This window comes from Bacillus sp. JJ1532, assembly GCF_036965085.1.
Taxonomy (GTDB): domain Bacteria; phylum Bacillota; class Bacilli; order Bacillales; family Cytobacillaceae; genus Cytobacillus.
Genome location: NZ_JBALOW010000016.1, coordinates 103,200 through 126,033, shown reverse-complemented (window position 1 = coordinate 126,033; position 22,834 = coordinate 103,200). Strand labels below are relative to the sequence as shown.

At 37.0% G+C, this 22,834-nt stretch carries 21 protein-coding genes, 1 tRNA gene, 1 pseudogene, 1 riboswitch and 1 other annotated feature (1 of these 25 running past the window's edge); of the genes and pseudogenes, 22 read left to right on the top strand and 1 reads right to left on the bottom strand.

Annotation, left to right across the window (positions count from 1 at the left end):
- The first annotated feature begins 20 nt into the window (after positions 1–20).
- From V7122_RS07575 to V7122_RS07550, 6 genes are all read left to right on the top strand, one after another.
- On the top strand, positions 21–794 hold the full coding sequence (locus V7122_RS07575) for an enoyl-CoA hydratase (RefSeq protein WP_335526201.1): 774 nt from the start codon (positions 21–23) through the stop codon (positions 792–794).
- A 301-nt stretch (positions 795–1,095) separates the two neighbouring features.
- On the top strand, positions 1,096–1,869 hold the full coding sequence (locus V7122_RS07570) for an electron transfer flavoprotein subunit beta/FixA family protein (RefSeq protein WP_335526199.1): 774 nt from the start codon (positions 1,096–1,098) through the stop codon (positions 1,867–1,869).
- A 40-nt stretch (positions 1,870–1,909) separates the two neighbouring features.
- Positions 1,910–2,887, top strand: a complete 978-nt coding sequence (locus V7122_RS07565; protein ID WP_335526197.1) for an electron transfer flavoprotein subunit alpha/FixB family protein — start codon at positions 1,910–1,912, stop codon at positions 2,885–2,887.
- Positions 2,888–3,080: 193 nt separating this feature from the next.
- Positions 3,081–3,395, top strand: a complete 315-nt coding sequence (trxA, locus tag V7122_RS07560) for a thioredoxin (protein ID WP_335345229.1) — start codon at positions 3,081–3,083, stop codon at positions 3,393–3,395.
- Positions 3,396–3,466: 71 nt separating this feature from the next.
- A complete protein-coding gene (uvrC, locus tag V7122_RS07555) occupies positions 3,467–5,239 on the top strand; it encodes an excinuclease ABC subunit UvrC (RefSeq protein WP_335526195.1) in 1,773 nt (590 codons plus the stop codon).
- A gap of 64 nt (positions 5,240–5,303) precedes the next feature.
- Positions 5,304–5,483, top strand: a riboswitch (Lysine riboswitch).
- A gap of 168 nt (positions 5,484–5,651) precedes the next feature.
- Positions 5,652–6,881: an aspartate kinase gene (locus tag V7122_RS07550; protein WP_335526193.1), complete on the top strand. Its 1,230-nt coding sequence runs from the start codon at positions 5,652–5,654 to the stop codon at positions 6,879–6,881.
- Positions 6,882–6,931: 50 nt separating this feature from the next.
- Here the strand turns inward: V7122_RS07550 and V7122_RS07545 are convergent, their stop codons facing one another.
- A complete protein-coding gene (locus V7122_RS07545) occupies positions 6,932–7,387 on the bottom strand; it encodes a YslB family protein (protein ID WP_335526191.1) in 456 nt (151 codons plus the stop codon).
- A gap of 374 nt (positions 7,388–7,761) precedes the next feature.
- Between V7122_RS07545 and V7122_RS07540 the strand changes: the two genes are divergently transcribed.
- The 16 genes and pseudogenes from V7122_RS07540 to V7122_RS07465 all read left to right on the top strand — a co-directional run bounded on the left by V7122_RS07540 (position 7,762) and on the right by V7122_RS07465 (position 21,826).
- Entirely contained in the window at positions 7,762–8,370 is a 609-nt protein-coding gene (locus V7122_RS07540) for a succinate dehydrogenase cytochrome b558 subunit (RefSeq protein ID WP_335345225.1), read from the top strand.
- Positions 8,371–8,437: 67 nt separating this feature from the next.
- The gene (gene sdhA, locus V7122_RS07535; protein WP_335345224.1) at positions 8,438–10,189 is read left to right on the top strand and encodes a succinate dehydrogenase flavoprotein subunit; all 1,752 of its coding nucleotides are present in this window, start codon (positions 8,438–8,440) and stop codon (positions 10,187–10,189) included.
- Between the two features lie 19 nt (positions 10,190–10,208).
- A complete protein-coding gene (gene sdhB, locus V7122_RS07530; RefSeq protein WP_335345223.1) occupies positions 10,209–10,970 on the top strand; it encodes a succinate dehydrogenase iron-sulfur subunit in 762 nt (253 codons plus the stop codon).
- A 121-nt stretch (positions 10,971–11,091) separates the two neighbouring features.
- Positions 11,092–11,559 (top strand): acyl-CoA thioesterase, encoded by a 468-nt coding sequence (locus V7122_RS07525; protein WP_335489187.1) that lies wholly within the window; start codon positions 11,092–11,094, stop codon positions 11,557–11,559.
- Between the two features lie 143 nt (positions 11,560–11,702).
- Positions 11,703–11,927 (top strand): helix-turn-helix domain-containing protein, encoded by a 225-nt coding sequence (locus tag V7122_RS07520; protein WP_057771856.1) that lies wholly within the window; start codon positions 11,703–11,705, stop codon positions 11,925–11,927.
- Between the two features lie 186 nt (positions 11,928–12,113).
- Positions 12,114–12,572 carry a MarR family winged helix-turn-helix transcriptional regulator gene (locus V7122_RS07515; protein WP_335345221.1) on the top strand — a complete coding sequence of 153 codons (459 nt, stop codon included), beginning with the start codon at positions 12,114–12,116 and terminating at the stop codon, positions 12,570–12,572.
- Between the two features lie 10 nt (positions 12,573–12,582).
- Entirely contained in the window at positions 12,583–13,377 is a 795-nt protein-coding gene (gene racE / locus V7122_RS07510; protein WP_335345220.1) for a glutamate racemase, read from the top strand.
- Positions 13,378–13,680: 303 nt separating this feature from the next.
- A complete protein-coding gene (gene recQ / locus V7122_RS07505) occupies positions 13,681–15,816 on the top strand; it encodes a DNA helicase RecQ (RefSeq protein WP_335489184.1) in 2,136 nt (711 codons plus the stop codon).
- A 144-nt stretch (positions 15,817–15,960) separates the two neighbouring features.
- Positions 15,961–17,031: a GerMN domain-containing protein gene (locus V7122_RS07500; protein WP_335526189.1), complete on the top strand. Its 1,071-nt coding sequence runs from the start codon at positions 15,961–15,963 to the stop codon at positions 17,029–17,031.
- 98 nt (positions 17,032–17,129) lie between these two features.
- On the top strand, positions 17,130–17,900 hold the full coding sequence (rph, locus tag V7122_RS07495) for a ribonuclease PH (RefSeq protein ID WP_335526187.1): 771 nt from the start codon (positions 17,130–17,132) through the stop codon (positions 17,898–17,900).
- Between the two features lies 1 nt (position 17,901).
- Positions 17,902–18,507, top strand: coding sequence for an XTP/dITP diphosphatase (locus V7122_RS07490; RefSeq protein ID WP_335526185.1), 606 nt, complete (start codon positions 17,902–17,904; stop codon positions 18,505–18,507).
- Between the two features lie 3 nt (positions 18,508–18,510).
- A complete protein-coding gene (locus V7122_RS07485; protein WP_335345215.1) occupies positions 18,511–19,020 on the top strand; it encodes a metallophosphoesterase family protein in 510 nt (169 codons plus the stop codon).
- Between the two features lie 140 nt (positions 19,021–19,160).
- Positions 19,161–19,237 (top strand) — tRNA-Arg (locus V7122_RS07480).
- A gap of 408 nt (positions 19,238–19,645) precedes the next feature.
- Positions 19,646–19,831, top strand: a pseudogene (locus tag V7122_RS07475) (tyrosine-type recombinase/integrase); the annotation flags it as partial.
- Positions 19,832–20,142: 311 nt separating this feature from the next.
- A complete protein-coding gene (locus tag V7122_RS07470) occupies positions 20,143–20,853 on the top strand; it encodes a hypothetical protein (protein ID WP_335526183.1) in 711 nt (236 codons plus the stop codon).
- Positions 20,854–21,115: 262 nt separating this feature from the next.
- A complete protein-coding gene (locus V7122_RS07465) occupies positions 21,116–21,826 on the top strand; it encodes a hypothetical protein (RefSeq protein WP_335526181.1) in 711 nt (236 codons plus the stop codon).
- A 909-nt stretch (positions 21,827–22,735) separates the two neighbouring features.
- Positions 22,736–22,834, top strand: a binding site (T-box leader); it runs 156 nt beyond the window's last position.

Sequence of the window (22,834 nt, the reverse complement as noted above, 5' to 3'; positions counted from 1 at the left end):
GAAAGAAAAGGGGATGAAATATGGAGTATTTAAAATGGTCAAATCAGGATATGGTAGCTACTATTACGATTGAACGCCCTCCGGCAAATGCTCTTTCTTCAGGATTATTGAAGGAGTTATCGGCTTTATTAGATGAAATTGAAGCCAATGACGAAATCAGGGTCATCTTAATACACGGAGAAGGGCGTTTCTTTTCAGCAGGAGCAGACATTAAAGAATTTACAACAATCAAAACTGGAAATGATTTCTCTAAACTTTCAACCTATGGCCAAGAATTATTTGAACGAATGGAAACATTCCCTAAGCCTATCATAGCTGCCATTCATGGTGCCGCACTTGGCGGTGGGTTAGAGCTTGCTATGGGATGTCATTTTCGATTAGTCGCCGAGAATGCTAAGCTAGGGTTGCCTGAGCTGCAGCTTGGATTAATCCCCGGGTTTGCAGGAACACAGCGTCTTCCGAGGCTCGTTGGTACAGCTAAGGCTGCCGAAATGCTTTTTACAAGTGATCCGATAACAGGATTAGAGGCAGTACAATATGGTCTTGCCAACCATGCTTACCCTGAAAGCGAGCTTTTAGAAAATGCCTATAACATAGCAAAGAAAATTGCCAAGAAGAGTCCAGTTTCCATTAAGGCTGCTATCGATCTTTTAAACTATTCAAAGCCTAAAGAATACTTTGAAGGAGTAAAGATGGAAGCAAAACTGTTCGGAGATGTATTTGTCTCAGAGGATGGAAAAGAAGGAATTTCTGCATTTATCGAGAAAAGAGAACCGAAATTTACAGGAAAATAGAAATAATTATTTTTTTTCGATAACAATTTTTCTAGCAATCTATTATAATTATCATGTACGGGGTGTACGACCCACGTATGAAATGAATTTTCTTAATCTTTAGAAGTGGTGAAATTTTTTGCTACAAGTTTAACCTTCATTTTTCAGTCATTAGCTATTTTTATCTAGCTACAGTGCCTAGGGGCTCGCCGACTAAAAACGCCACGTCCTAATGTCTTCGTCGGCACTAGTACGTCCTGTACGTCGGAGGTCATAAGCCCCTGGGCGAGGCACTTACGCTTTTACTATTAGGAGGGATATCATGAACATCTATGTTTTAATGAAAAGAACCTTTGATACAGAAGAGAAAATTACGATTTCAGGCGGTCAAATAAACGAAGATGGAGCAGAATTTATCATTAACCCTTATGATGAATATGCAATCGAGGAAGCTATTCAAGTTCGTGATGAAAATGGCGGGGAGGTAACGGTTGTCTCTGTCGGAAATGAAGAAACTGAGAAACAGCTCCGTACTGCCCTTGCTATGGGTGCTGATAAAGCTGTATTAATTAATACTGAAGATGATCTAGAATACGGTGATCAATTTACAACTGCAAAAATTCTTTCCGAATATTTAAAAGACAAGGATGCTGACTTAATCATTGCTGGAAACGTTGCGATTGACGGCGGTTCGGGTCAAGTTGGACCTCGTGTAGCTGAACTTCTAAACATTCCTTATGTCACAACGATTACAAAGCTCGATATTGCGGGCAGTAATGTAACTGTTGTTCGTGATGTTGAAGGGGATTCTGAAATAATTGAGACAAGCCTGCCTTTATTAGTAACAGCTCAGCAAGGATTAAATGAACCACGCTACCCATCATTGCCAGGGATTATGAAAGCAAAGAAAAAACCGCTTGATGAGCTTGAGCTTGATGATCTTGACCTTGAGGAAGACGATGTTGAGGCAAAGACAAAAACAATTGAAATCTATCTTCCGCCTAAAAAAGAGGCAGGAAAAATCCTCGAAGGCGAGCTTGCAGATCAAGTAAAAGAACTTGTACAACTTCTTCATACTGAAGCAAAAGTAGTCTGATCGGAATATACAAGAATATGAACGCAGGGGGTAAAGCATAATGGCTAGAAAAGTATTAGTTTTAGGTGAAGTCCGTGACGGATCATTGCGTAATGTATCCTTTGAAGCAGTGGCTGCAGCAAAAACCGCAGCAGAAGGCGGAGAAGTTGTAGGAATATTAATTGGCGATTCTGTAAGCGCTTTAGGCGGAGAATTAATCCAATATGGTGCGGACCGTGTTGTAACCATTGAAAATGAAAAACTTAAGCAATATACATCAGATGGCTACTCACAGGCTGTTATGGCTGTCATTGATACGGAAAAGCCGGATGGACTGATTTTTGGCCATACAGCTTTAGGCAAGGATCTAGCTCCAAAAATTGCAGCTAAATTAAGCTCAGGATTGATATCCGATGTAACTGCCTTAGAAATAACAGGAGGCAACTTAGTTTTCACTCGTCCTATTTATTCAGGAAAAGCATTCGAAAAGAAAATTGTTACTGATGGTTTAATTTTCGCTACGATCCGCCCGAATAATATTAGCCCGCTTGAAAAGGACGAATCTAGAACAGGAGACGTTTCTTCTCTATCAGTTGATATTAAAGATCTCCGCACCATTATTAAAGAGGTTGTCCGCAAGGCAAGCGAAGGAGTCGATCTATCTGAAGCGAAGGTTGTAATTGCTGGAGGGCGCGGAGTCAAGAGTGAGGAAGGCTTTGGTCCATTAAAAGAGCTTGCAAAAGTTCTAAATGGTGCGGTTGGGGCTTCTCGTGGCGCCTGTGACGCAGATTATTGCGACTATTCATTGCAGATTGGGCAAACAGGAAAGGTTGTTACACCTGACCTTTATATCGCGTGCGGAATTTCAGGAGCGATTCAGCATCTTGCCGGTATGTCAAACTCCAAAGTTATTGTGGCGATTAATAAAGACCCTGAGGCAAATATTTTTAAGGTTGCAGATTATGGGATTGTCGGAGACCTGTTTGAGGTAGTTCCGATGCTTACAGAAGAGTTTAAGAAGCTGTTAATAAATGCATAAGCTAACTATATAAACGAGCGGCTATATGCCGCTTGTTTTCTATATAGGAATGATTTCAAACCAAAAATTCAATATGAATAGTTATTGAAAATATAGGGGAAATTACGGTCGAAGCAAATCGTTAGCATGTGGGAATAAACAATGGTATACTGTCGTTATATTTATTATTCACTTAAAAATAGGAGGCATTTCGATGGCTATTATAAACGCTACAGATCAATCTTTTTCTACTGAGACTGGTTCAGGAGTTGTCCTTGCAGATTTTTGGGCACCATGGTGCGGACCTTGTAAAATGATCGCTCCAGTACTTGAAGAGCTAGATACAGAAATGGGCGATAAAGTAAAAATCGTCAAGCTAGACGTAGACGAGAACCAAGAAACTGCAGGAAAATATGGTGTTATGAGCATCCCGACTTTAATCGTTTTTAAAGACGGAGAAGTTGTAGATAAAGTAGTTGGCTTCCAGCCGAAAGAAGCTCTTGCAGAACTTCTTTCAAAACATGCATAATAAGATTAGATTTGTAAGGGGTCTGACTTGTAGTCTGACCCCTTAAGTATTTCTATTCCGGAAGTGATCAAATGAATGAAATTATTAAAAATAAATTAATGCTATTGCCTGATCAGCCAGGCTGCTATCTAATGAAGGACCGTCAAGGAACTATCATCTACGTAGGAAAGGCAAAGGTTTTAAAAAATCGTGTCAGATCCTATTTTACTGGTTCACATGACGGAAAAACACAAAGATTAGTCAATGAAATAGAAGACCTCGAATATATTGTGACATCCTCTAATATAGAAGCTTTAATTCTTGAGATGAACTTAATTAAAAAGTACGATCCTAAATATAATGTTATGCTCAAGGACGATAAAACCTATCCATTTATTAAACTAACTGCTGAGAGACATCCCCGCCTCATAACTACCCGAAAGATCAAAAAAGATAAGGGGAAATATTTTGGGCCTTATCCAAATGTCCATGCTGCAAATGAAACAAAGAAGCTGCTTGACCGAATTTATCCATTAAGAAAATGTACAACCTTGCCTGACCGTGTCTGCCTTTACTATCATTTAGGACAATGTTTAGCTCCTTGTGTGAAAGAAGTAAGTGAGCAGGAATATAAATTAATGGTTGATGAGATTACCCGTTTCTTAAATGGAGGCTATAAGGAAATAAAAAAAGAATTAACAGAAAAAATGACAGCCGCTGCTGAAGAACTTGACTTTGAAAAGGCAAAGGAGTTCCGTGATAGGATCGCTCATATTGAAGCAACAATGGAAAAGCAAAAGATCACAACAACAGACTTTACAGATCGAGATGTATTCGGCTTTGCTGTCGATAAAGGCTGGATGTGTGTTCAGGTATTCTTTATCAGACAGGGGAAACTCATTGAACGGGATGTTTCAATGTTTCCAATTTATAACGAGCCTGACGAAGAAATGTTAACATACCTAGGTCAATTTTATTTAAAGGCCAATCACTTTAAGCCAAAAGAAATATTGCTGCCTAATACGGTTAATTCAGATATGGCTGAAGAGCTTTTAGAAGTAAAAACATTTCAACCTCAACGAGGCCAGAAAAAAGATTTAGTCCAATTAGCTTCTAAAAATGCAAAAATCGCCCTTCAAGAAAAGTTCTCCCTTATTGAGAAGGATGAAGAACGAACCATTAAAGCGATTGAAAATTTGGGGAACCAACTAGGTGTTTATACCCCTCATCGAATTGAGGCTTTCGATAACTCGAACATTCAAGGAACAGATCCCGTATCAGCCATGGTTGTTTTTATTGATGGCAAGCCCGAGAAAAGAGAATATCGTAAATATAAAATAAAATCTGTGCAGGGACCGGATGATTATGATTCTATGCGAGAGGTCGTACGTAGAAGGTATTCTCGGGTATTAAAAGAAAACCTGCCTCTTCCAGATTTGATCATCATTGATGGAGGAAAGGGGCATGTTGAGGCAGTAAGAGATGTATTGGAAAATGAATTGGGCCTTGATATCCCTATCTCAGGTTTGGTAAAAGATGAGAAGCATAGAACTTCACAGCTCTTGTACGGGAATCCATTAGAAATTATTCCACTTGGGAGAAACAGTCAGGAGTTCTATCTGCTGCAAAGAATTCAAGATGAAGTCCACCGTTTCGCCATAACGTTCCATCGCCAGCTTAGAGGGAAAAATGCTTTTCAGTCAGTGCTGGATGAAATTCCTGGTATTGGGGAAAAGCGCAAGAAGCAGCTCCTAAAATCCTTTGGGTCTGTCAAAAAGATGAAAGAGGCTAGCATAGAGGAATTTAGAAAAATTGGTATTCCCGCAAATATTGCGGAAGAATTAAAAAGAAAATTAACGGAATAGTATTGTTAGAAGAAAAAGAGCATGCTATAATTACTGAAAATTCAATATCACTTTATAGTATTAAAGTGAAGGTAGAGGTGCGAACTTCATTAGTAAAAGCTTGGAGAAGTATGAGCTTCAATGAAAAGCTTTGAAAGGGAATGTTTGCCGAAGTGGATAAAGTCTCATAACTTTTTTCGCTGGTCTTGCATTGAATAAATGTAAGATTGTCAAGACAAAGCCGTCTTGGAGAGCTATCTCACTGTGTAAATCGTATTTTTTATACGTTTATAAAACACAGCAATGAGATAGAATCTCATTGCTTTTTTTTATGCAGAAATCCAATCAATCGGGTATTTCCGGCATATTTTATAATGCAATTTAAGAGACGGCTTCCAATCAACAATTTTTACATTAAGAAAGAGGGAAAAACATGGGACTTATCATTCAAAAGTTTGGTGGAACATCTGTTGCTAATGTAGAAAAAATTCGAAATGTCGCCAATCGGGTAATCGAAGAAAAGAATAAGGGCAATGATGTCGTTGTGGTTGTTTCTGCAATGGGGAAATCTACCGATCAACTTGTCAGTCTGGCAAAGGAAATTTCCTCCTCTCCAAGCAAAAGAGAAATGGACATGCTTTTAACTACAGGTGAACAGGTGACGATTTCTTTATTAGCAATGGCCTTAACAGAAAAGGGATTTCCAGCCGTATCCTTAACAGGCTGGCAGGCAGGAATAAAAACAGAATCAGTACACGGAAATGCAAGAATATTGGATATAGATACTTCTAAGCTGAAAAGTGAGCTTAACGAAGGGAGGATTGTAATTGTTGCGGGGTTCCAAGGCATAACGGAAGACGGATCCATTTCAACATTGGGTCGTGGGGGCTCAGATACGACGGCAGTCGCAATAGCCGCTGCTTTAAAAGCGGATAAATGTGATATTTATACAGACGTGACAGGAGTGTATACAACAGATCCGCGCTATGTTAAAGACGCAAGAAAATTATTAGCGGTTTCCTATGATGAAATGCTTGAGCTTGCTCATTTAGGTGCTGGCGTATTGCATCCTAGAGCAGTAGAATTTGCAAAAAACTATCAAATCCCAATTGAAGTGCGTTCAAGCAGTGAAAGTGAATCAGGGACTATAATCGAGGAGGAAGTAAACATGGAAGAGAATTTAGTTGTCCGGGGAATAGCATTTGAAAACGAAATCACAAGAGTCACTGTTATTGGGTTGCCGAACTCCTTAATTGGGTTATCCACAGTCTTCTCTGAATTAGCAAAAAATCATATTAATGTTGATATTATTATTCAAAGTACATTAGCAGAACAATCAGCTAATCTATCCTTCTCGATTAAAAATGAAGATCTTGATGACACCATAAAGGTTCTAGAAAACTGTAAGAATAAATTAAACTATAGCCGTATTGAATCTGAGACGGGTCTTGCCAAAGTTTCGATTATTGGTTCAGGAATGGTTTCAAATCCAGGGGTAGCAGCTGAGATGTTTGAAGTGCTGGCCTCCAATGATATCGAAGTAAAGATGGTGAGTACATCAGAAATTAAGGTTTCAACGGTTATTGGACAAGAAAAAATGGTACAGGCTGTTGAGGCCCTTCACGAAGCCTTTCATTTATCAGGTATATCGATTAAATCTTAATATTAAGAAAGAGGCTTTCATTGTACCGAAAGCCTCTTTTTCGTCAGAAGTTAATATTCGATTTTGTCCTTTTTATCCCATTTAACTGTAAACTGAATTTTTCCTTTTCTTTTATTAGGATGTTCATACGATTCGCAAATTACTTCAGATTGCAGTTCAATTTGCTGAGCAATAAACCCTGCCTCAAGCTGAAAAGTGCATCGATTATTATTTTTACAGCGCTCTTGTATGAAAGAACTTGAAAGTTCAAATTCCATCTCATTTTTTGATTCTTTCTTAAGGACTAGGTTTCCCCATGAAGCTTGCTCGAAGAAATCAATTATTTCGGACACTGTCTTTTGAGGATATTTACGTGCAAGGGTTTTTCCAGCCCAATATAATATTTCAGGCGCATCATCGCCTAATATGTCGTGTAAAAGAACTTCCCTTATCAATTCGTATCCAAAGACAGAAATGGATTCGGTTTTTTGTTCAATTGGAATTAATTCTGAAGCTGTTTCGTTCAAGCTAAGATCCCCTCTTTCTATTATTCTTCTATTATATACAAATGAGAAGGAATTTAGTTATAGAATGATGAAAAAGCTGGCTGTTTTGCAGTGGAAGATTAATACTTTTTTAATATATTAAACCAAACGGGCTATCACTTAATAAATATGGTTAAATAGGTCAAAATACGTAATATTAATATATTTTTATGATTTTGATATTTACAACATTTTATGTAATCGTTTCCTTGACGCTCTAGGATGTTGGGAGTAAAATGGACATGTCACATAATTGTAAGAAAATGATATGCCATTTTCGAATTGATGTTTTGGTGAAATTCTTACATACGAAGTAACGACACCTTACATCTTGCAAAAAAATAGGGGGGTAAATCATGGCGGGTAATCGAGAGTTTTTAAATCGCAGATTGCATTCATTGCTAGGTGTTATACCAGTAGGACTATTTTTAGTTCAGCATCTAGTAGTCAATCATTTTGCAACAGGGGGAGAGGAGTCTTTTAATAAGGCAGCAGGTTTTATGGAAAATCTGCCGTTTAGAATTATTTTAGAAACCTTTATTATTTTCTTGCCTTTATTATTTCATGCCATCTATGGGCTTTATATTGCTTTTACAGCAAAAAACAATGTAAGCAAATATGGATTCTTCCGTAACTGGATGTTCATGCTGCAACGTGTGTCTGGTGTTATTACACTTATTTTCATTGCATGGCATGTATGGGAGACTCGTGTACAAGCTGCATTTGGCGCAGATGTTAATTTCCAAATGATGGAGAATATTCTTTCGAATCCATTTATGTTCTGGTTTTATATAGTAGGCGTTATTTCAACAATCTTCCACTTCTCTAATGGATTATGGTCTTTCTGTGTAAGCTGGGGGATTACAATTTCACCTCGTTCACAATTAATAACAACATACGTTACAATTGTTATCTTTATTTTATTATCAATTGTCGGTATTCGTGCGATTACAGCATTTGTTTAATAAGAAGTAGAAAATGTTCGGATGAAATTTTGCTTTAGTTTTACTATGTAATAGGGAGTGAGTCACTATGGCTAAAGGTAAGGTAATCGTTGTCGGCGGCGGTCTAGCCGGCTTAATGGCAACAATTAAAGTTGCAGAATCAGGGACTCCGGTTGAGTTATTTTCCTTAGTACCGGTTAAACGTTCTCACTCTGTTTGTGCCCAAGGCGGCATTAACGGAGCTGTTAATACAAAGGGTGAAGGAGATTCACCATATATCCACTTTGATGACACTATTTACGGCGGAGACTTTTTAGCAAACCAGCCGCCAGTTAAAGCAATGTGTGAAGCAGCACCTGGAATTATCCATTTATTCGACCGTATGGGTGTTATGTTTAATCGTACACCTGAAGGTTTACTCGATTTCCGCCGCTTTGGTGGAACACAGCATCACCGTACTGCATTTGCTGGAGCTACAACAGGTCAGCAACTTTTATATGCCTTAGATGAACAAGTACGCCGACAAGAGGTTGTAGGACTTGTTACGAAATACGAAGGCTGGGAATTCTTAGGTGCCGTTATTGATGATGATGGAGTTTGCCGTGGAATTTCAGCACAGAATTTAACTTCTGGTGAAATCCAAACATTTGCTGCAGATGCCGTTATTATGGCTACAGGCGGCCCTGGAATTATTTTTGGTAAATCAACAAACTCAGTGATCAATACAGGATCAGCTGCTTCTATTGTTTATCAGCAAGGGGCTTATTATGCGAATGGTGAATTTATTCAAATTCATCCAACTGCAATCCCTGGAGACGATAAGCTTCGTCTTATGAGTGAATCTGCACGTGGTGAAGGCGGACGTGTTTGGACTTATAAGGATGGTAAGCCTTGGTATTTCCTTGAAGAGAAATATCCTGCATATGGGAACCTAGTACCGCGTGATATTGCAACACGTGAAATTTTTGATGTATGTGTCAATCAAAAACTAGGTATTAATGGAGAAAACATGGTGTATCTGGATCTTTCTCATAAAGATGCGCATGAGCTTGATATTAAACTTGGCGGAATCATCGAAATTTACGAGAAGTTCATGGGTGATGATCCACGCAAAGTTCCAATGAAGATCTTCCCTGCCGTTCACTATTCAATGGGTGGACTATGGGTGGACTATGAACAGCAAACGAGCATTCCTGGCTTATTTGCAGCAGGTGAGTGTGATTATTCACAGCACGGTGCAAACCGTTTAGGTGCAAACTCCTTACTTTCAGCTATTTACGGTGGGATGGTTGCTGGACCAAATGCGGTTAAATATATTGATGGTCTTGAGAAAAGCGTTGATTCTATTTCTTCTTCTGTATTTGATCGTCATGTTAAAGAAGAGGAAGCAAAATGGAATGGCATCTTGTCTTTAGATGGAACTGAAAACGCTTATGTTCTTCATAAAGAACTTGGTGAGTGGATGACTGATAACGTGACAGTTGTTCGTGAAAACAGCAAGCTATTGAAAACGGATGAGAAAATTGTAGAGTTAATGGAACGTTTCAAAAACATTAATATTAACGATACAGCAAAATGGAGCAACCAAGGGGCTGCATTTACTCGTCAACTAAAAAATATGCTTCACTTATCTCGTGTTATTACAATTGGTGCATATAACCGTAATGAAAGCCGTGGGGCTCATTACAAGCCAGAATTCCCTAATCGTAATGATGAAGAATTCTTAAAGACAACAATGGCAAAATACACTGGAGAAGATACTGCTCCTGCCTTCCATTACGAGGAAGTTGATATTTCATTAATTGAACCACGTAAACGTGACTATACAAAAAAACATTAAGAGAAGGGGAGAGTAAGTGATGAGTGACAAAAAAACAATTCGCTTTATTATAACTCGTCAAGACAGTCCAGATTCTGCACCTTATGATGAAGAGTTTGAAGTGGAGTACCGTCCGAACTTAAACGTTATTTCAGCACTCATGGAAATACGCCGTAACCCTGTTAATGTGAAAGGTGACAAAACAACACCAATAGCATGGGATATGAACTGTCTTGAGGAAGTTTGCGGTGCCTGTTCAATGATTATTAATGGAAAACCACGCCAATCTTGTTCGGCGCTAGTTGACCAATTAGAGCAGCCAATCCGTTTAGCTCCTATGCGTACGTTCCCTGTTGTAAGAGACTTACAAGTAGATAGAAGCCGGATGTTTGATTCATTGAAAAAGGTTAAAGCGTGGATTCCAATTGACGGTACGTATGATCTTGGTCCAGGACCACGTATGCCGGAACCAAAACGTCAATGGGCATACGAGTTATCTAAATGTATGACATGTGGTGTATGTTTAGAAGCTTGTCCGAATGTAAATAGCAAAACAAACTTTATGGGACCGGCTGTCTTTAACCAAGTTCGCTTATTTAATGCCCATCCAACTGGGGAAATGAATAAAGCTGAGCGTTTAAATGCGTTTATGGAAGATGGCGGAATGACAGGCTGTGGAAATTCACAAAACTGTGTGCAATCATGTCCAAAAGGAATTCCTATTACAACATCAATCGCTGCTGTAAACCGTGCAGCTACATTACAATCTTTCAAAAACTTCTTTGGAAGCGATCAAGTTTAATAAACGAAAGCCCTTCTTCCACTTGGAAGAGGGGTTTTTTGTTTTCAATTTATTCTAATAGTTATATAATTGTAGAATAAATGAATGATTATTCACTTTTGATTAGAGTGGGGGAGATTACATGAACAGAATAGGCTATATAAAGGATTTTTCTGCTTGGGAAGAAGGTTTTGAATTTTTTCATCCTGTTAAGGTCCGTTTTTCAGAAACAGATATGTTCGGTCATTTAAATAATACAGTTCCCTTTACTTATTTTGAAGTAGCAAGAATTGAATTTTTCAAAAGCATCGGCTTTATGCAGAATTGGGTAAATCCAAAAAATGAAACCATTCCCGTTGTAGCTGATTTGCAATGCGATTTTTTAAAGCAGGTTTTCTTTGATGAACGTTTAAAAATATATGTGAAGGCAGCAACGATCGGTACAACTTCAGTAGATCTTCACTATATGGGGAAAAAAGAGGATGGATCCGTCTGCTTTACGGGCAGAGGGACAATGGTTCAAATTTCGAAGAAAACAGGAAAAGGCTATCCATGGACTGAAGAAATGAAAACTTTGCTTCAAAATCATGTCACGAAGCTTACTAATTAATTTTAATAACTTTTTTAAAATAAAATCTTCTCCACTAAGGAATTGGTGTCACTCAAGTCCTCTGCCTTACATAAGATATTGTGACTAAATATATACCCATCCCGCGGTTCATAGCTGGCGAAAGGCAAGGAGGGTTACAATACTTGAAGGAGAACGAATTTACTCATAAGCCGTTACTCACCAAACGAGAAAGAGAAGTATTCGAACTGTTAGTACAGGATAAAACAACTAGAGAAATCGCTGGTGAATTGTTTATAAGCGAAAAGACGGTTCGGAACCACATTTCGAATGCCATGCAAAAGCTTGGTGTTAAGGGGCGATCACAAGCTGTTGTAGAGCTCCTTCGAATGGGAGAGCTAGAACTTTAATTAAGACCGGCCATCCATTATTGGATGCCGGTTTATATTATTTAATAAGTAAATTATATTTAATATACGCTTCTATATTTAATTCAGCCTTGAAATTTAGCTGAAAAAAGGTGAAAATAAATGCAATAGAGCTTGTGGATTATATCACTTGTTGGAATAGAAATAGCAATATAGGAGTTGTATGTAATGGATTTAGAAGATGTGAAAGCAGTTGATGAAATAGATACAGTAGCTATGATAGAAAAAGAGCTGCGCTATATATCAGGCATTATTAAGCAAAAGGGCCGTGAAATATTAAGCAATTACAAAATTACTCCACCCCAATTTGTTGCCCTCCAATGGCTTTTTGAAGAGGGAGATATGACAATTGGAGAGCTGTCGAATAAAATGTATCTTGCCTTTAGCACAACGACAGATCTTGTTGATCGTATGGAAAAAAACAACCTTGTTAAACGGGTTAAAGACCCTAATGACCGAAGAGTTGTTCGAATCCATCTTTTGGAAGAAGGGGAAAGGATTATTGACGAGTGTATTAAAAAGCGGCAATTATATTTAAAAGAGGTACTCGTTAATTTCACCGATGAAGAGGTTCAGCTCCTAAAAAATAACTTAACAAGATTACATCAAGATATGCGCGAAGAATGAGGCGGTTCGATTGGAAAATCCGATAGGTATTATTGATTCAGGTGTCGGAGGCTTGACTGTAGTGAAGGAAGTAATGAGGCAGCTCCCAAATGAGGAAATTATATATTTGGGGGATACGGCACGATGTCCATATGGACCAAGGCCAGGTGAAGAAGTTAAAGCATTTACTTGGGAAATAACGAGGTTTCTTTTAAACAAACAAATCAAAATGCTAATTATTGCCTGTAACACTGCAACAGCCGTTGCACTAGATGAAATCAGAAGTTCGCTGCCTATACCGGTAATTGGAGTGATATCTCCAGGAGCAAGAGCAGCGATAAAGAAAACAAAAAATAAAACGATTGGTGTCATAGGCACAGAAGGAACGATAAAGAGCGGCGCATATGAAATGGCCTTAAGGCAAATTAATAGCCGGGTAGTGATTCATAGCCTAGCCTGTCCTAAATTTGTCCCCCTCGTGGAAAGTGGGGAATTTGAGGGTCTTTTAGCTGAGAGGATCGTAACTGAAACGTTGCAGCCATTAAGAAATAAAGGAATGGATACACTAATATTAGGTTGTACACATTATCCATTGCTTGAGCCGTTAATACAAAAGGCAGTAGGGAAACAAGTCGGCGTTATTAGTTCAGGAGACGAAACAGCAAGAGAGGTTAGTACGATTCTTTATCATCAAGGCTTATTAAATAGCTGTCAGGACGAGCCAAAACATCATTTTTACACAACAGGATCGACAGATATTTTCACAAAAATTGCTTCCGAATGGTTGGCTGTACCAGTTCAAAATGTAAAAAAAGTTAAGTTATAGACCTCCTTTAGGGAGGTTTTTGTATTGGATAGGATTATCTGAGCATAGCGGTCACCAGTTCCGTTATTTGATGCAAAATGGGTTGATTTTTTATGTTTGCGGACATTGGTTCCTTCATTATGTAAAAAAACAGTGATTTTTATGCTTATTTTCGTATATAACGTATTCTGTGTCCGATTAGATCCTAAATAACCGTTGTTTTATGCTAATAATGGCTTTTGCGTCCGCATTAGCAATTCATTTCCAAGTCTATGAGAAAAATGATAAGATTATATCAAATATAATAGAATAAGGTGATATATTTTGTACGCACAGGCAGAAACTTATTTAAAGCAATACTTTGGATATTCCACATTTCGTTCCGGGCAAAAGGAAATTATCCACAATTTGCTGCAGCATAAAAATACGCTCGGCATCCTTCCAACTGGAGGAGGCAAATCCCTCTGCTTTCAGATTCCCGCACTCATTCTCCCAGGAACAGCCATTGTCATCTCTCCATTAATTTCCTTAATGAAAGATCAAGTTGATTCATTAATCACTGCAGAAATTCGAGCCACATTTATTAATAGCTCCCTTAATATGCAGGAATATAAAAAAAGAATGGCTGATATCCTTGCCGGGAAGTATAAATTAATTTATGTTGCTCCAGAACGTTTTGAATCAGACAGCTTTATAGACATGCTCAATTCTCTACAAATATCTATGATTGTATTTGATGAGGCCCATTGTATTTCCCAATGGGGCCATGATTTCAGACCAAGCTATCGTTCCATCATTAATCATTTGGGCAGACTTAATCAAGAACCCGTAGTTGCAGCATTAACAGCAACAGCCACAAAGGATGTTGCGGATGATATTCGGAATCTCTTACATATTCACGAATCTGATAGCTTCATTACGGGTTTTGCAAGGGAAAATCTTGCTTTTAACGTGATGAAGGGTGTTAACAAAAGAGAATTTATTACACAATATTTGAAGAATCATCCTAGAGAATCAGGGATTATCTATACATCAAGCCGGAAAGAAACTGATCAGCTTTACAGCTACTTAAAGGAAAAGAACCATTCTGTTGCTAAGTATCATGCAGGAATGGGGGAGGATGCACGTAAGGAGTCACAAAACCACTTTGTTTTTGATGAAGCTGATATTATGATCGCGACTAATGCATTTGGAATGGGAATTGATAAATCCAATGTTCGTTTTGTTATCCATTATAACCTCCCGCGTAATATCGAAGCTTATTATCAGGAAGCTGGCCGAGCAGGAAGGGATGGAGACGAAAGCTCTTGTTATTTATTATTTTCACCGCAGGATATTCAGCTGCAAAAGTTTCTTATTGAGGAATCCAACCTTGATTTCCAGAAAAGAGAGCAAGAATATAATAAATTAAAACAAATGATCCACTACTGTCATACTGAAAAATGTCTGCAAGCTTATATTATCGAATATTTTGATTCGCAATATGAGAATGCAGGCTGTGGAAAATGCAGTAATTGTTTGGATAAGCGGGAGCAGATCGAAATAACGGAGGAGGCGCTCATGATATTCTCCTGTATTAAAAGAATGGGAGAACGATTTGGTGTCACCTTAACTGCACAAGTATTAAAAGGTTCCCAAAACAAAAGGATTCGCGAATTTCAGTTTGATAAATTAACCACATATGGTTTGCTTCAAAATTATAAGGAAAAAGAAATTTCGGACATCATCAATTATTTACTGGCTGAAGGATATTTAACATTAACAGATAGTAAATTTCCGGTAGTCAGACTTGCTGAGAGGGTCGTACCAGTAATAAAGAAACAAGAAAATGTTTATATGAAAAAGACAATTCAAGCCCCTATAAAGGAAGCAGAAGAAAATAGTGATTTATTTTCAGAACTGCGGACTTTGCGAAAATCGATTGCGGATCAGGAAAAGGTTCCTCCTTATGTGGTCTTTGCAGATACTACTCTAAAAGAAATGAGCCAGTATTTTCCGATTGATCGGGAGGCAATGCTAAGAATAAAGGGTGTAGGGCAAGTAAAGTATGATAGATATGGTGAATTATTCATTGAAGAAATTAAGAAATTCATCAATGATCACAATATTAACGCTGTTGCTATTCAGCAGGTAGAACCACGTTCAGACGATAAGGAGATAAACGATGCGCCTAGCTATTTATTATCCTACCAATATTATTCGGAAGGGATAACGATCGATGAAATTGCCAAAAAGCGTAAATTTTCAGCGATTACCATTCAGAACCATATCATTCGTGCTGTTCAAGAAGGAAATGCGTTGCAATGGTCTGATATTTTTAATGAAGAGACAGAACAAATCATTATGGAGGCTGTAAAAAGAGTAGGAAGGGAAAAACTGAAACCAATTAAAGATGAACTCGACTCTAATATTGATTATTTTACTATTAAAGCAGTCTTAGCGAAAAATGAATACACTTAAGTAGTTAATTGCCAATAAACAAATTCGTATGGCCCATCCAAAGACAGTTCTACAAAAAAAGCCGAATTTTTTTTCATCTAGCCGGTCTAAATTACAAATAGGCTCGTATACATGTTAGTACAAACTGTTCTTTGGAGGGATTATATGTTTATAAATAAAAAAACAACGATCGTTTCGGCTGTCTTTGCGTCATCGGTGTTTTTATCAGGTTGCGGGTTATTTGGTGGGAGCGGAAAAGAACAAATTGATCCGCCGAAATCAGTTGCCTACGAAGAAGATCAAACGGCTGTTGAAGGTCAAGAGGATGCGGGAATGGAAACTGCAGGAAATGATGAAGCTGTTACAAACACTGTGCAAACGGAGCTTTATTTAATTAATAAAGATGGATTAGTAGTCCCTCAAACTTTAAATCTGCCGAAAACAGAATCAGTCGCAACTCAAGCTTTGGAACATTTAGTAAAGGATGGTCCAGTAACAGAAATGCTGCCTAATGGCTTCATGGCTGTTCTGCCTGTTGATACGAAATTATCTGTTGATATTAAAGATAAGGTGGCAACAGTCAACTTCTCTAAAGAATTTAGGGAATATCAGGCTGAGGAGGAATTGAATATCCTTCAATCTATCACATGGACATTAACTCAATTTGAGTCGATCGATAAAGTAAAGTTTAAATTAAACGGTCATGAGCTTAATGAAATGCCTGTAAATGGCACTCCTATCGGTGAAGCATATAGCAGATCAAATGGTATTAATCTCGATACTTCAGATATCCTTGATATTCGCAATACGAAGCCTGTTACTGTCTACTATATTGGTGGAGAGGCAGACTCTTACTATTATGTTCCAGTAACTAAGAGAGTAACGAATACTGAGCCTAACAATTTGCGAGCTGTTGTAAACGAGTTAGTTAAAGGTCCTGGCATTTCCTCAAACCTTGAAAGTGACTTCGTAGCAGATGTTAAGCTTTTGGATGATCCAAAAATTGAAAATGGAAAAGTGACCCTTAATTTTAATGAGTCTGTATACAGCAGTTTTGAAGAGAAAATTGTTTCCAAGCATTTATTAGAAGCGCTTGTTCTTTCATTAACTGAACAAAAAGGAATAGAAAGTGTTGCGATCACTGTTAATGGCAAGTCAGATTTTGTCAATGAAGAAGGAGAAAAAATGGCAGAGCCTGTTACACGTCCGCAAAAAGTAAACACAGGTAGTTTTTAAAAAAAGTTTTTTGATATACTATATAAAGACAATGAAAGAGGAGGCAATGGACGCCCCCTCTTCTTTATTGTTTTTGGAATAAGGGAGGAATTTAACTTATGCGTGCTGACGGAAGGGAACAACAGCAATTAAGACTTATACATATTGAAACGGATTATTTAAAGCATCCTGAAGGATCTGTGTTAATAAGCGTTGGAGATACAAAAGTTATTTGTACTGCCAGTATAGATGAACGGGTTCCTCATTTTATGAGGGGAGAAGGAAAAGGATGGATTACAGCTGAATATTCCATGCTTCCTAGAGCGACCGAACAACGGAATATTCGTGAAGCGGCGAAGGGGAAAATTTCTGGACGAACAATGGAAATTCAGAGATTAATTGGACGTGCTCTTCGTGCCGTTGTTGATCTTGAGGCAATCGGAGAGAGAACAATCTGGCTGGATTGTGATGTGATCCAAGCGGATGGAGGCACGCGGACTGCCTCCATAACAGGGGCATTCGTTGCCATGGCATTGGCTTTAGATAAAATTGCAAAAAGCAAAAAGCTAGCAAGCTACCCAATCAAAGACTTTTTAGCTGCAACAAGTGTAGGAATATTAGAAAATAAACAAGTTGTCGTAGATTTAAATTATATAGAAGATTCTAAAGCTCTTGTTGATATGAATGTGGTCATGATAGGCAATGGGGATTATGTTGAGTTACAAGGAACAGGAGAAGAAGCTACCTTTTCATACACCGAGCTCCAGGAGCTATTAAAAGCGGCCCAAAACGGAATGGCCTCCCTTTTTGAAATGCAGAAAGAGGCACTTGGTGAAGCAATAACGAGTAAAATTAATGCAAGAAAAGAAAGTTTAGAGGGGAAGGCGTAGAATGCAAGAAGTGATTATTGCTACAAAGAATGCAGGAAAAGCAAAAGAGTTTGAGCGCATGTTCATGCCGCTTGGCTATAAAGTTAAAACCTTAATAGACTATCCGGAGATAGATGACATTGAAGAGACTGGGAGTACCTTTGAAGAGAACGCGATTTTAAAAGCAGAAAGTGTCTCAAAGGCACTAAATAAAATCGTGATTGCAGATGATTCCGGCCTTTCTATCGATGCGCTAAACGGCCGGCCAGGTATTTACTCTGCTCGTTATGCTGGAGAAGAAAAAAGCGATGAAGCCAATATGGCGAAAGTGCTAGATGAATTAAATGATATACCTGATAAAGACCGACAGGCTAGGTTTTACTGTGCATTGGCTGTTGCTGTTCCAGGCCTTGAAACATTTACTGTTTCCGGTACGTGTGAAGGATTGATCTTGCGAGAAAAAAGGGGCTCAAATGGTTTTGGATATGATCCAATATTCTTTGTAGTGGACAACGAGAAAGCCATGGCAGAATTAAAACCAGAAGAAAAGGCGGAAATTAGCCATAGGGCACAGGCCTTAAGAAAATTAGAAAGCAAGCTCCCTGCCCTTCTCTCGGAAGGCAGGTAATCCATGAGAATTTTGATTGTCAGTGATAGCCATGGTTTGACGGATGAATTAGCGGAAATAAAAGAGAATTCAATGGAAATAGATAAACTGATACATTGCGGGGATTCTGAATTAAAGTCGGATCACCCGTGCTTAGAGTCTTTTACTGTAGTGCGTGGAAATTGTGATGTTGATAACTCATTTCCGGAGGAACTTGTAGAGGATTTAGGTGGTCATAAGGTTTTCATTACCCATGGCCATCGCTATGCTGTAAAATCAACCTTATTAAATCTAAGCTTGCGTGCTAAGGAAGTCGGTGCCAAGATTGTTTGTTTTGGCCACTCCCATAATCTAGGGGCAGAAATGATTGATGATATTCTTTATATCAATCCAGGAAGCATTCGGCAGCCAAGAGGACGAAAAGAGAAAACATATGTTATTATGGACATTGAAAAAGATGAAATTTGTCTGAGTGTTTATGATTTAAAGCTTGGAGAAATTAATGGATTATCACAAAAGTTTTTACTAACGTAAGATGTAATTGAAGCATATATTATTTAGGGGAAGATCACTTTCCCCTAAATAAAAAAATATTTACTTTTTATGTTGACATTTCATTGTTAGCCTAATATAATAAAACTTGTCGCTGAAGTTATTCTTTAAATATTTAATATGTCCCAGTAGCTCAGCTGGATAGAGCATACGCCTTCTAAGCGTACGGTCGGGAGTTCGAATCTCTCCTGGGACGCCATACTACATAATTAATGAATATCGTCATATCAACCTCTTATATCGTTTAGTGAAACGGTCAGTATAACGGTCATGTAAGAAATTACACCGTATATCGACTTACTAACGATATAGGAGGTTTTTTTGTATGACAAAAAAGAAAGTAACTTTCGGTTACAGAAGATTTAAAGGGGTTATTTGAGAAAATCGAGTAGCAGGATTGTAAAGAAAAAGAAGGTGGGTCGGTCTAATGAACGGGATACCGATCGGTTTACCTTAGAAAAAGCTCTAGCAACTATTACTCTACAAATTGAGATAAGCGGCAACCGCCTACGCACATAAGCTAGTATAATATTCACGTAAATCATTTTAGGAATAATGTAAACGTAAAATATGTTGATGAACTTAACCCCGACCACGTTTATATCGCATTAGAAACTCAGACGTATATAAAAATTCAAAAAGGCTGAACAAATACTCAAAGCAATTATGCTTAAAGAACATTAATTCCCATGCTTTGCAGATAGGTTTCGCACAGAACTTACTCGAAAAAGGAGCAAATATTGCTCGTATATCGAAGGCGCTCGGTCACGGTAATTTAGCGGTAACGACTTAATATCTACATTGTGGTAAAGAAGAAGTAGCTGAAAGCTTTTATAAATCTAACTAAAGTGACGCCTAGGAGCGTTCTTTTTTTATCATAGAGCCTTTGTGGTTATGTTTACTAAATATAAAGAATTATTTTAGTAATATAAGCAGGGGATCAATTCAAATCGAATCTACTGATAATTGTATACACGATTTAATATTAGAGAAAAAGCGAACCTACTACTACTAATAGAGCAATGAGCTCATTTTGTTATATACACAGTTGGAAACAATTGTATAATATTAGTAGATAAATACAGCAAAGTAAGGAGAGTTTCTATGGAAGTTTCAAAAACTAGGAATTTCAAGTTAGCCTATTTGATAAATGAAAGGAAGTTAAGAGAACTCGATTCAATTATTAAAGAAGTTTCAGATGAAATTGAATATGAGGTATCCTGCATAGATGGTACATCTATTAAGTTTACGACTTTGGAGGATTTAATAAATTATCCAAACAGGAAAGAAAAACAATATAAGGAAATTGAGGTAAGGACTTCTTATCGGAGTTCTAGACCGGTTAGAATACATGTAAATTTTATGAGTTATCAATATGCTGATTCCATAAGATTTCGGATAAGCGGAGATGAGAGAAACGTTGATTATCAAGCAGGAAGAATTGAAGGTTTTATTAATAGCTTAAAGCAGTGGTACAGTTTTTTGGCGGTTAATAATATAATTTCAACTTTTATTGTAGTTTTTATAGCACAATTAATCCCAGTAGCTATTATGTATTCATTGGGTATTCTAAATAAATTTCATTCCCTTTGGTGGATTGGTTTCATTACAGCCATGATTGCTATTTTTGTCTATGATAAAGTTAAGGTTTACTTGTTTCCTATTTCAGCATTTGAACTTGGAGATGGCATTGATAGAATAAAAAACCTAAACTTTGTTAGAAATTTGATTTTGGTCGGAATATTTTTAACTATTGTATTAACCTACCTAGTTAACCAGATTCCTAATATAGGTGAAAATTTTTTAACAAAGTAACCCTTAACTAGGGGCGTTTACTTTGACTGCAAATACAAATTTTTGCAGTATTTTTATTTATTGTAGGGCTAATTGAGTCAATAGGTACAGTAGTACAGTAATTAGACATCTTGTATTTAAAGGCTAGGAACAGGCGCACAATTCTACCATTTGCTCACGTATTAAATATTGATAAGAATAGCACGTTAATGAACCTCGTAACAACGGTTGCTAGGGAGCTAAAGTAGAAAACGAAAAGTAATTTTAAAATGGAGGAAAACAAATGCAAGAATACATTACTGATAACTTAATAAGTATTATTGGTATACTTACTACAATAATAATTGCGGTAATAACGTTTATAAAAAATAAAAAACGAAAAGAATTATCGTTTGATGTTCTTTCCTCAACTTCACTTCTAATCAAAGACGAAGAGTTAAAAAATAGGATTAAACTAACAATAGATGATGCAGAAGTAAAGGAAGACATTCACCTAGTCTTAGTGAAATTAATTAATACTGGGAATGTGCCGATTAAACCAGATGAATTTATTGAGGAGCTAACGATAGAGTGTAATGGTTCTATTATAGTTGCAGAGGTAAAAGAAACAGTTCCGCCGAATTTAACTGTAAAAGTTGACAATGGTGTAGGAGATATTTTTGGAATTGCATCTGTAGAACCATTGTTATTAAATCCTAAAGACGAGATAATATTCAAATTTTTAGTTAGCTTATATAAAAATGATATTTCATTTAATGGGCGAATTGTGGGTGTTCAAAAAATTAACAAACGAAAAAGCAGATTACCTTTAACCTCAACAATTTTGGGTATAGGAACAATAATTGTAATGTTATTACTAGGAAATTATGAGAAAGATTTTGAAATGATTAAATTTTATACACTTAGCGCATCACTTTTAACAGGAATGCTTGCTTCGGCTACAGTGCTTGCAATTCATGAAATGCGGAAAGGTAAAAAAGAATTAAATCAGTAAACTTATAAATAGATTTGCAGAGAAATTGAAAAGGCTTTAATATCAATATTTAATGTACTTATGCTTAATAGAATTGTGGTACATTTGTTTGTATTTTTGAAACAATCGTAGGGTTATCACACTCGCTTATTGTTTCTGCTGAAGCCCCTTACTTTAACTCAAGGGATTTACGTATATGAATTGTGAATTAATATTCAACATTTGCGCATATTTTTAGGCGCTCTTTTCATACGCTTAAAGTTTCATAACTCAAGAGTTATAGCAATAAAGAAGGTGTACTATAATAAGCACCCTAAATGTTCAATAACTCTAATATAAATAAATATTATTCATTCTCACTATCGAGAATAAAAACTTCTATCTCCTTAATTAATTCTAAGAAATCAACGTAAAATTACACAATATATTTTTATACTCGAATAGTAAAAGAAAAAAATGTAATTTATTTAAGTTAAAAACGGTGACTACACGTAATTTTAAAGCATGGTTCTTATCTTTTCATCTAGAGCAATTCTTGCTATATCACCAATATTAATAATGTTGTCATCTGTTCTTCTACCTGATATCTCATCAATTTTTCCGAACCCAATTAAGGAAATTCCCTTAATTTAAATTGATTGAATTTAATTTGTTCATAAAAAAGTTAAAAAATTTATTATATGTATGAACATTTGTAAATCAACGATGAAAGCGGATACAGCAAAACAGAGTAATTAAAATTATCAAATAATTTGCAAATAAGGTGTTGACGGTTTAATAAAATCAGCGTAAGATAGTCCTCAATATAAGAAAATAAAAAGCTCAACAAAAGGTAAGCATACACTTTAGTTGATAAATTAATTTCTTGAAGCAGTTTTTTTTAACCTAAAAGTTCAATGGTTTAAAGCAGTAAAAAATCAAGTAATATTGATTAAAGCGAAGAAGAGGATAAGTAGTTTTATGTTATGGGATTAGCAGAGAGCCGGCGGGTGCTGAAAGCCGGTAATTCCAACGTAAAATGAACTCACC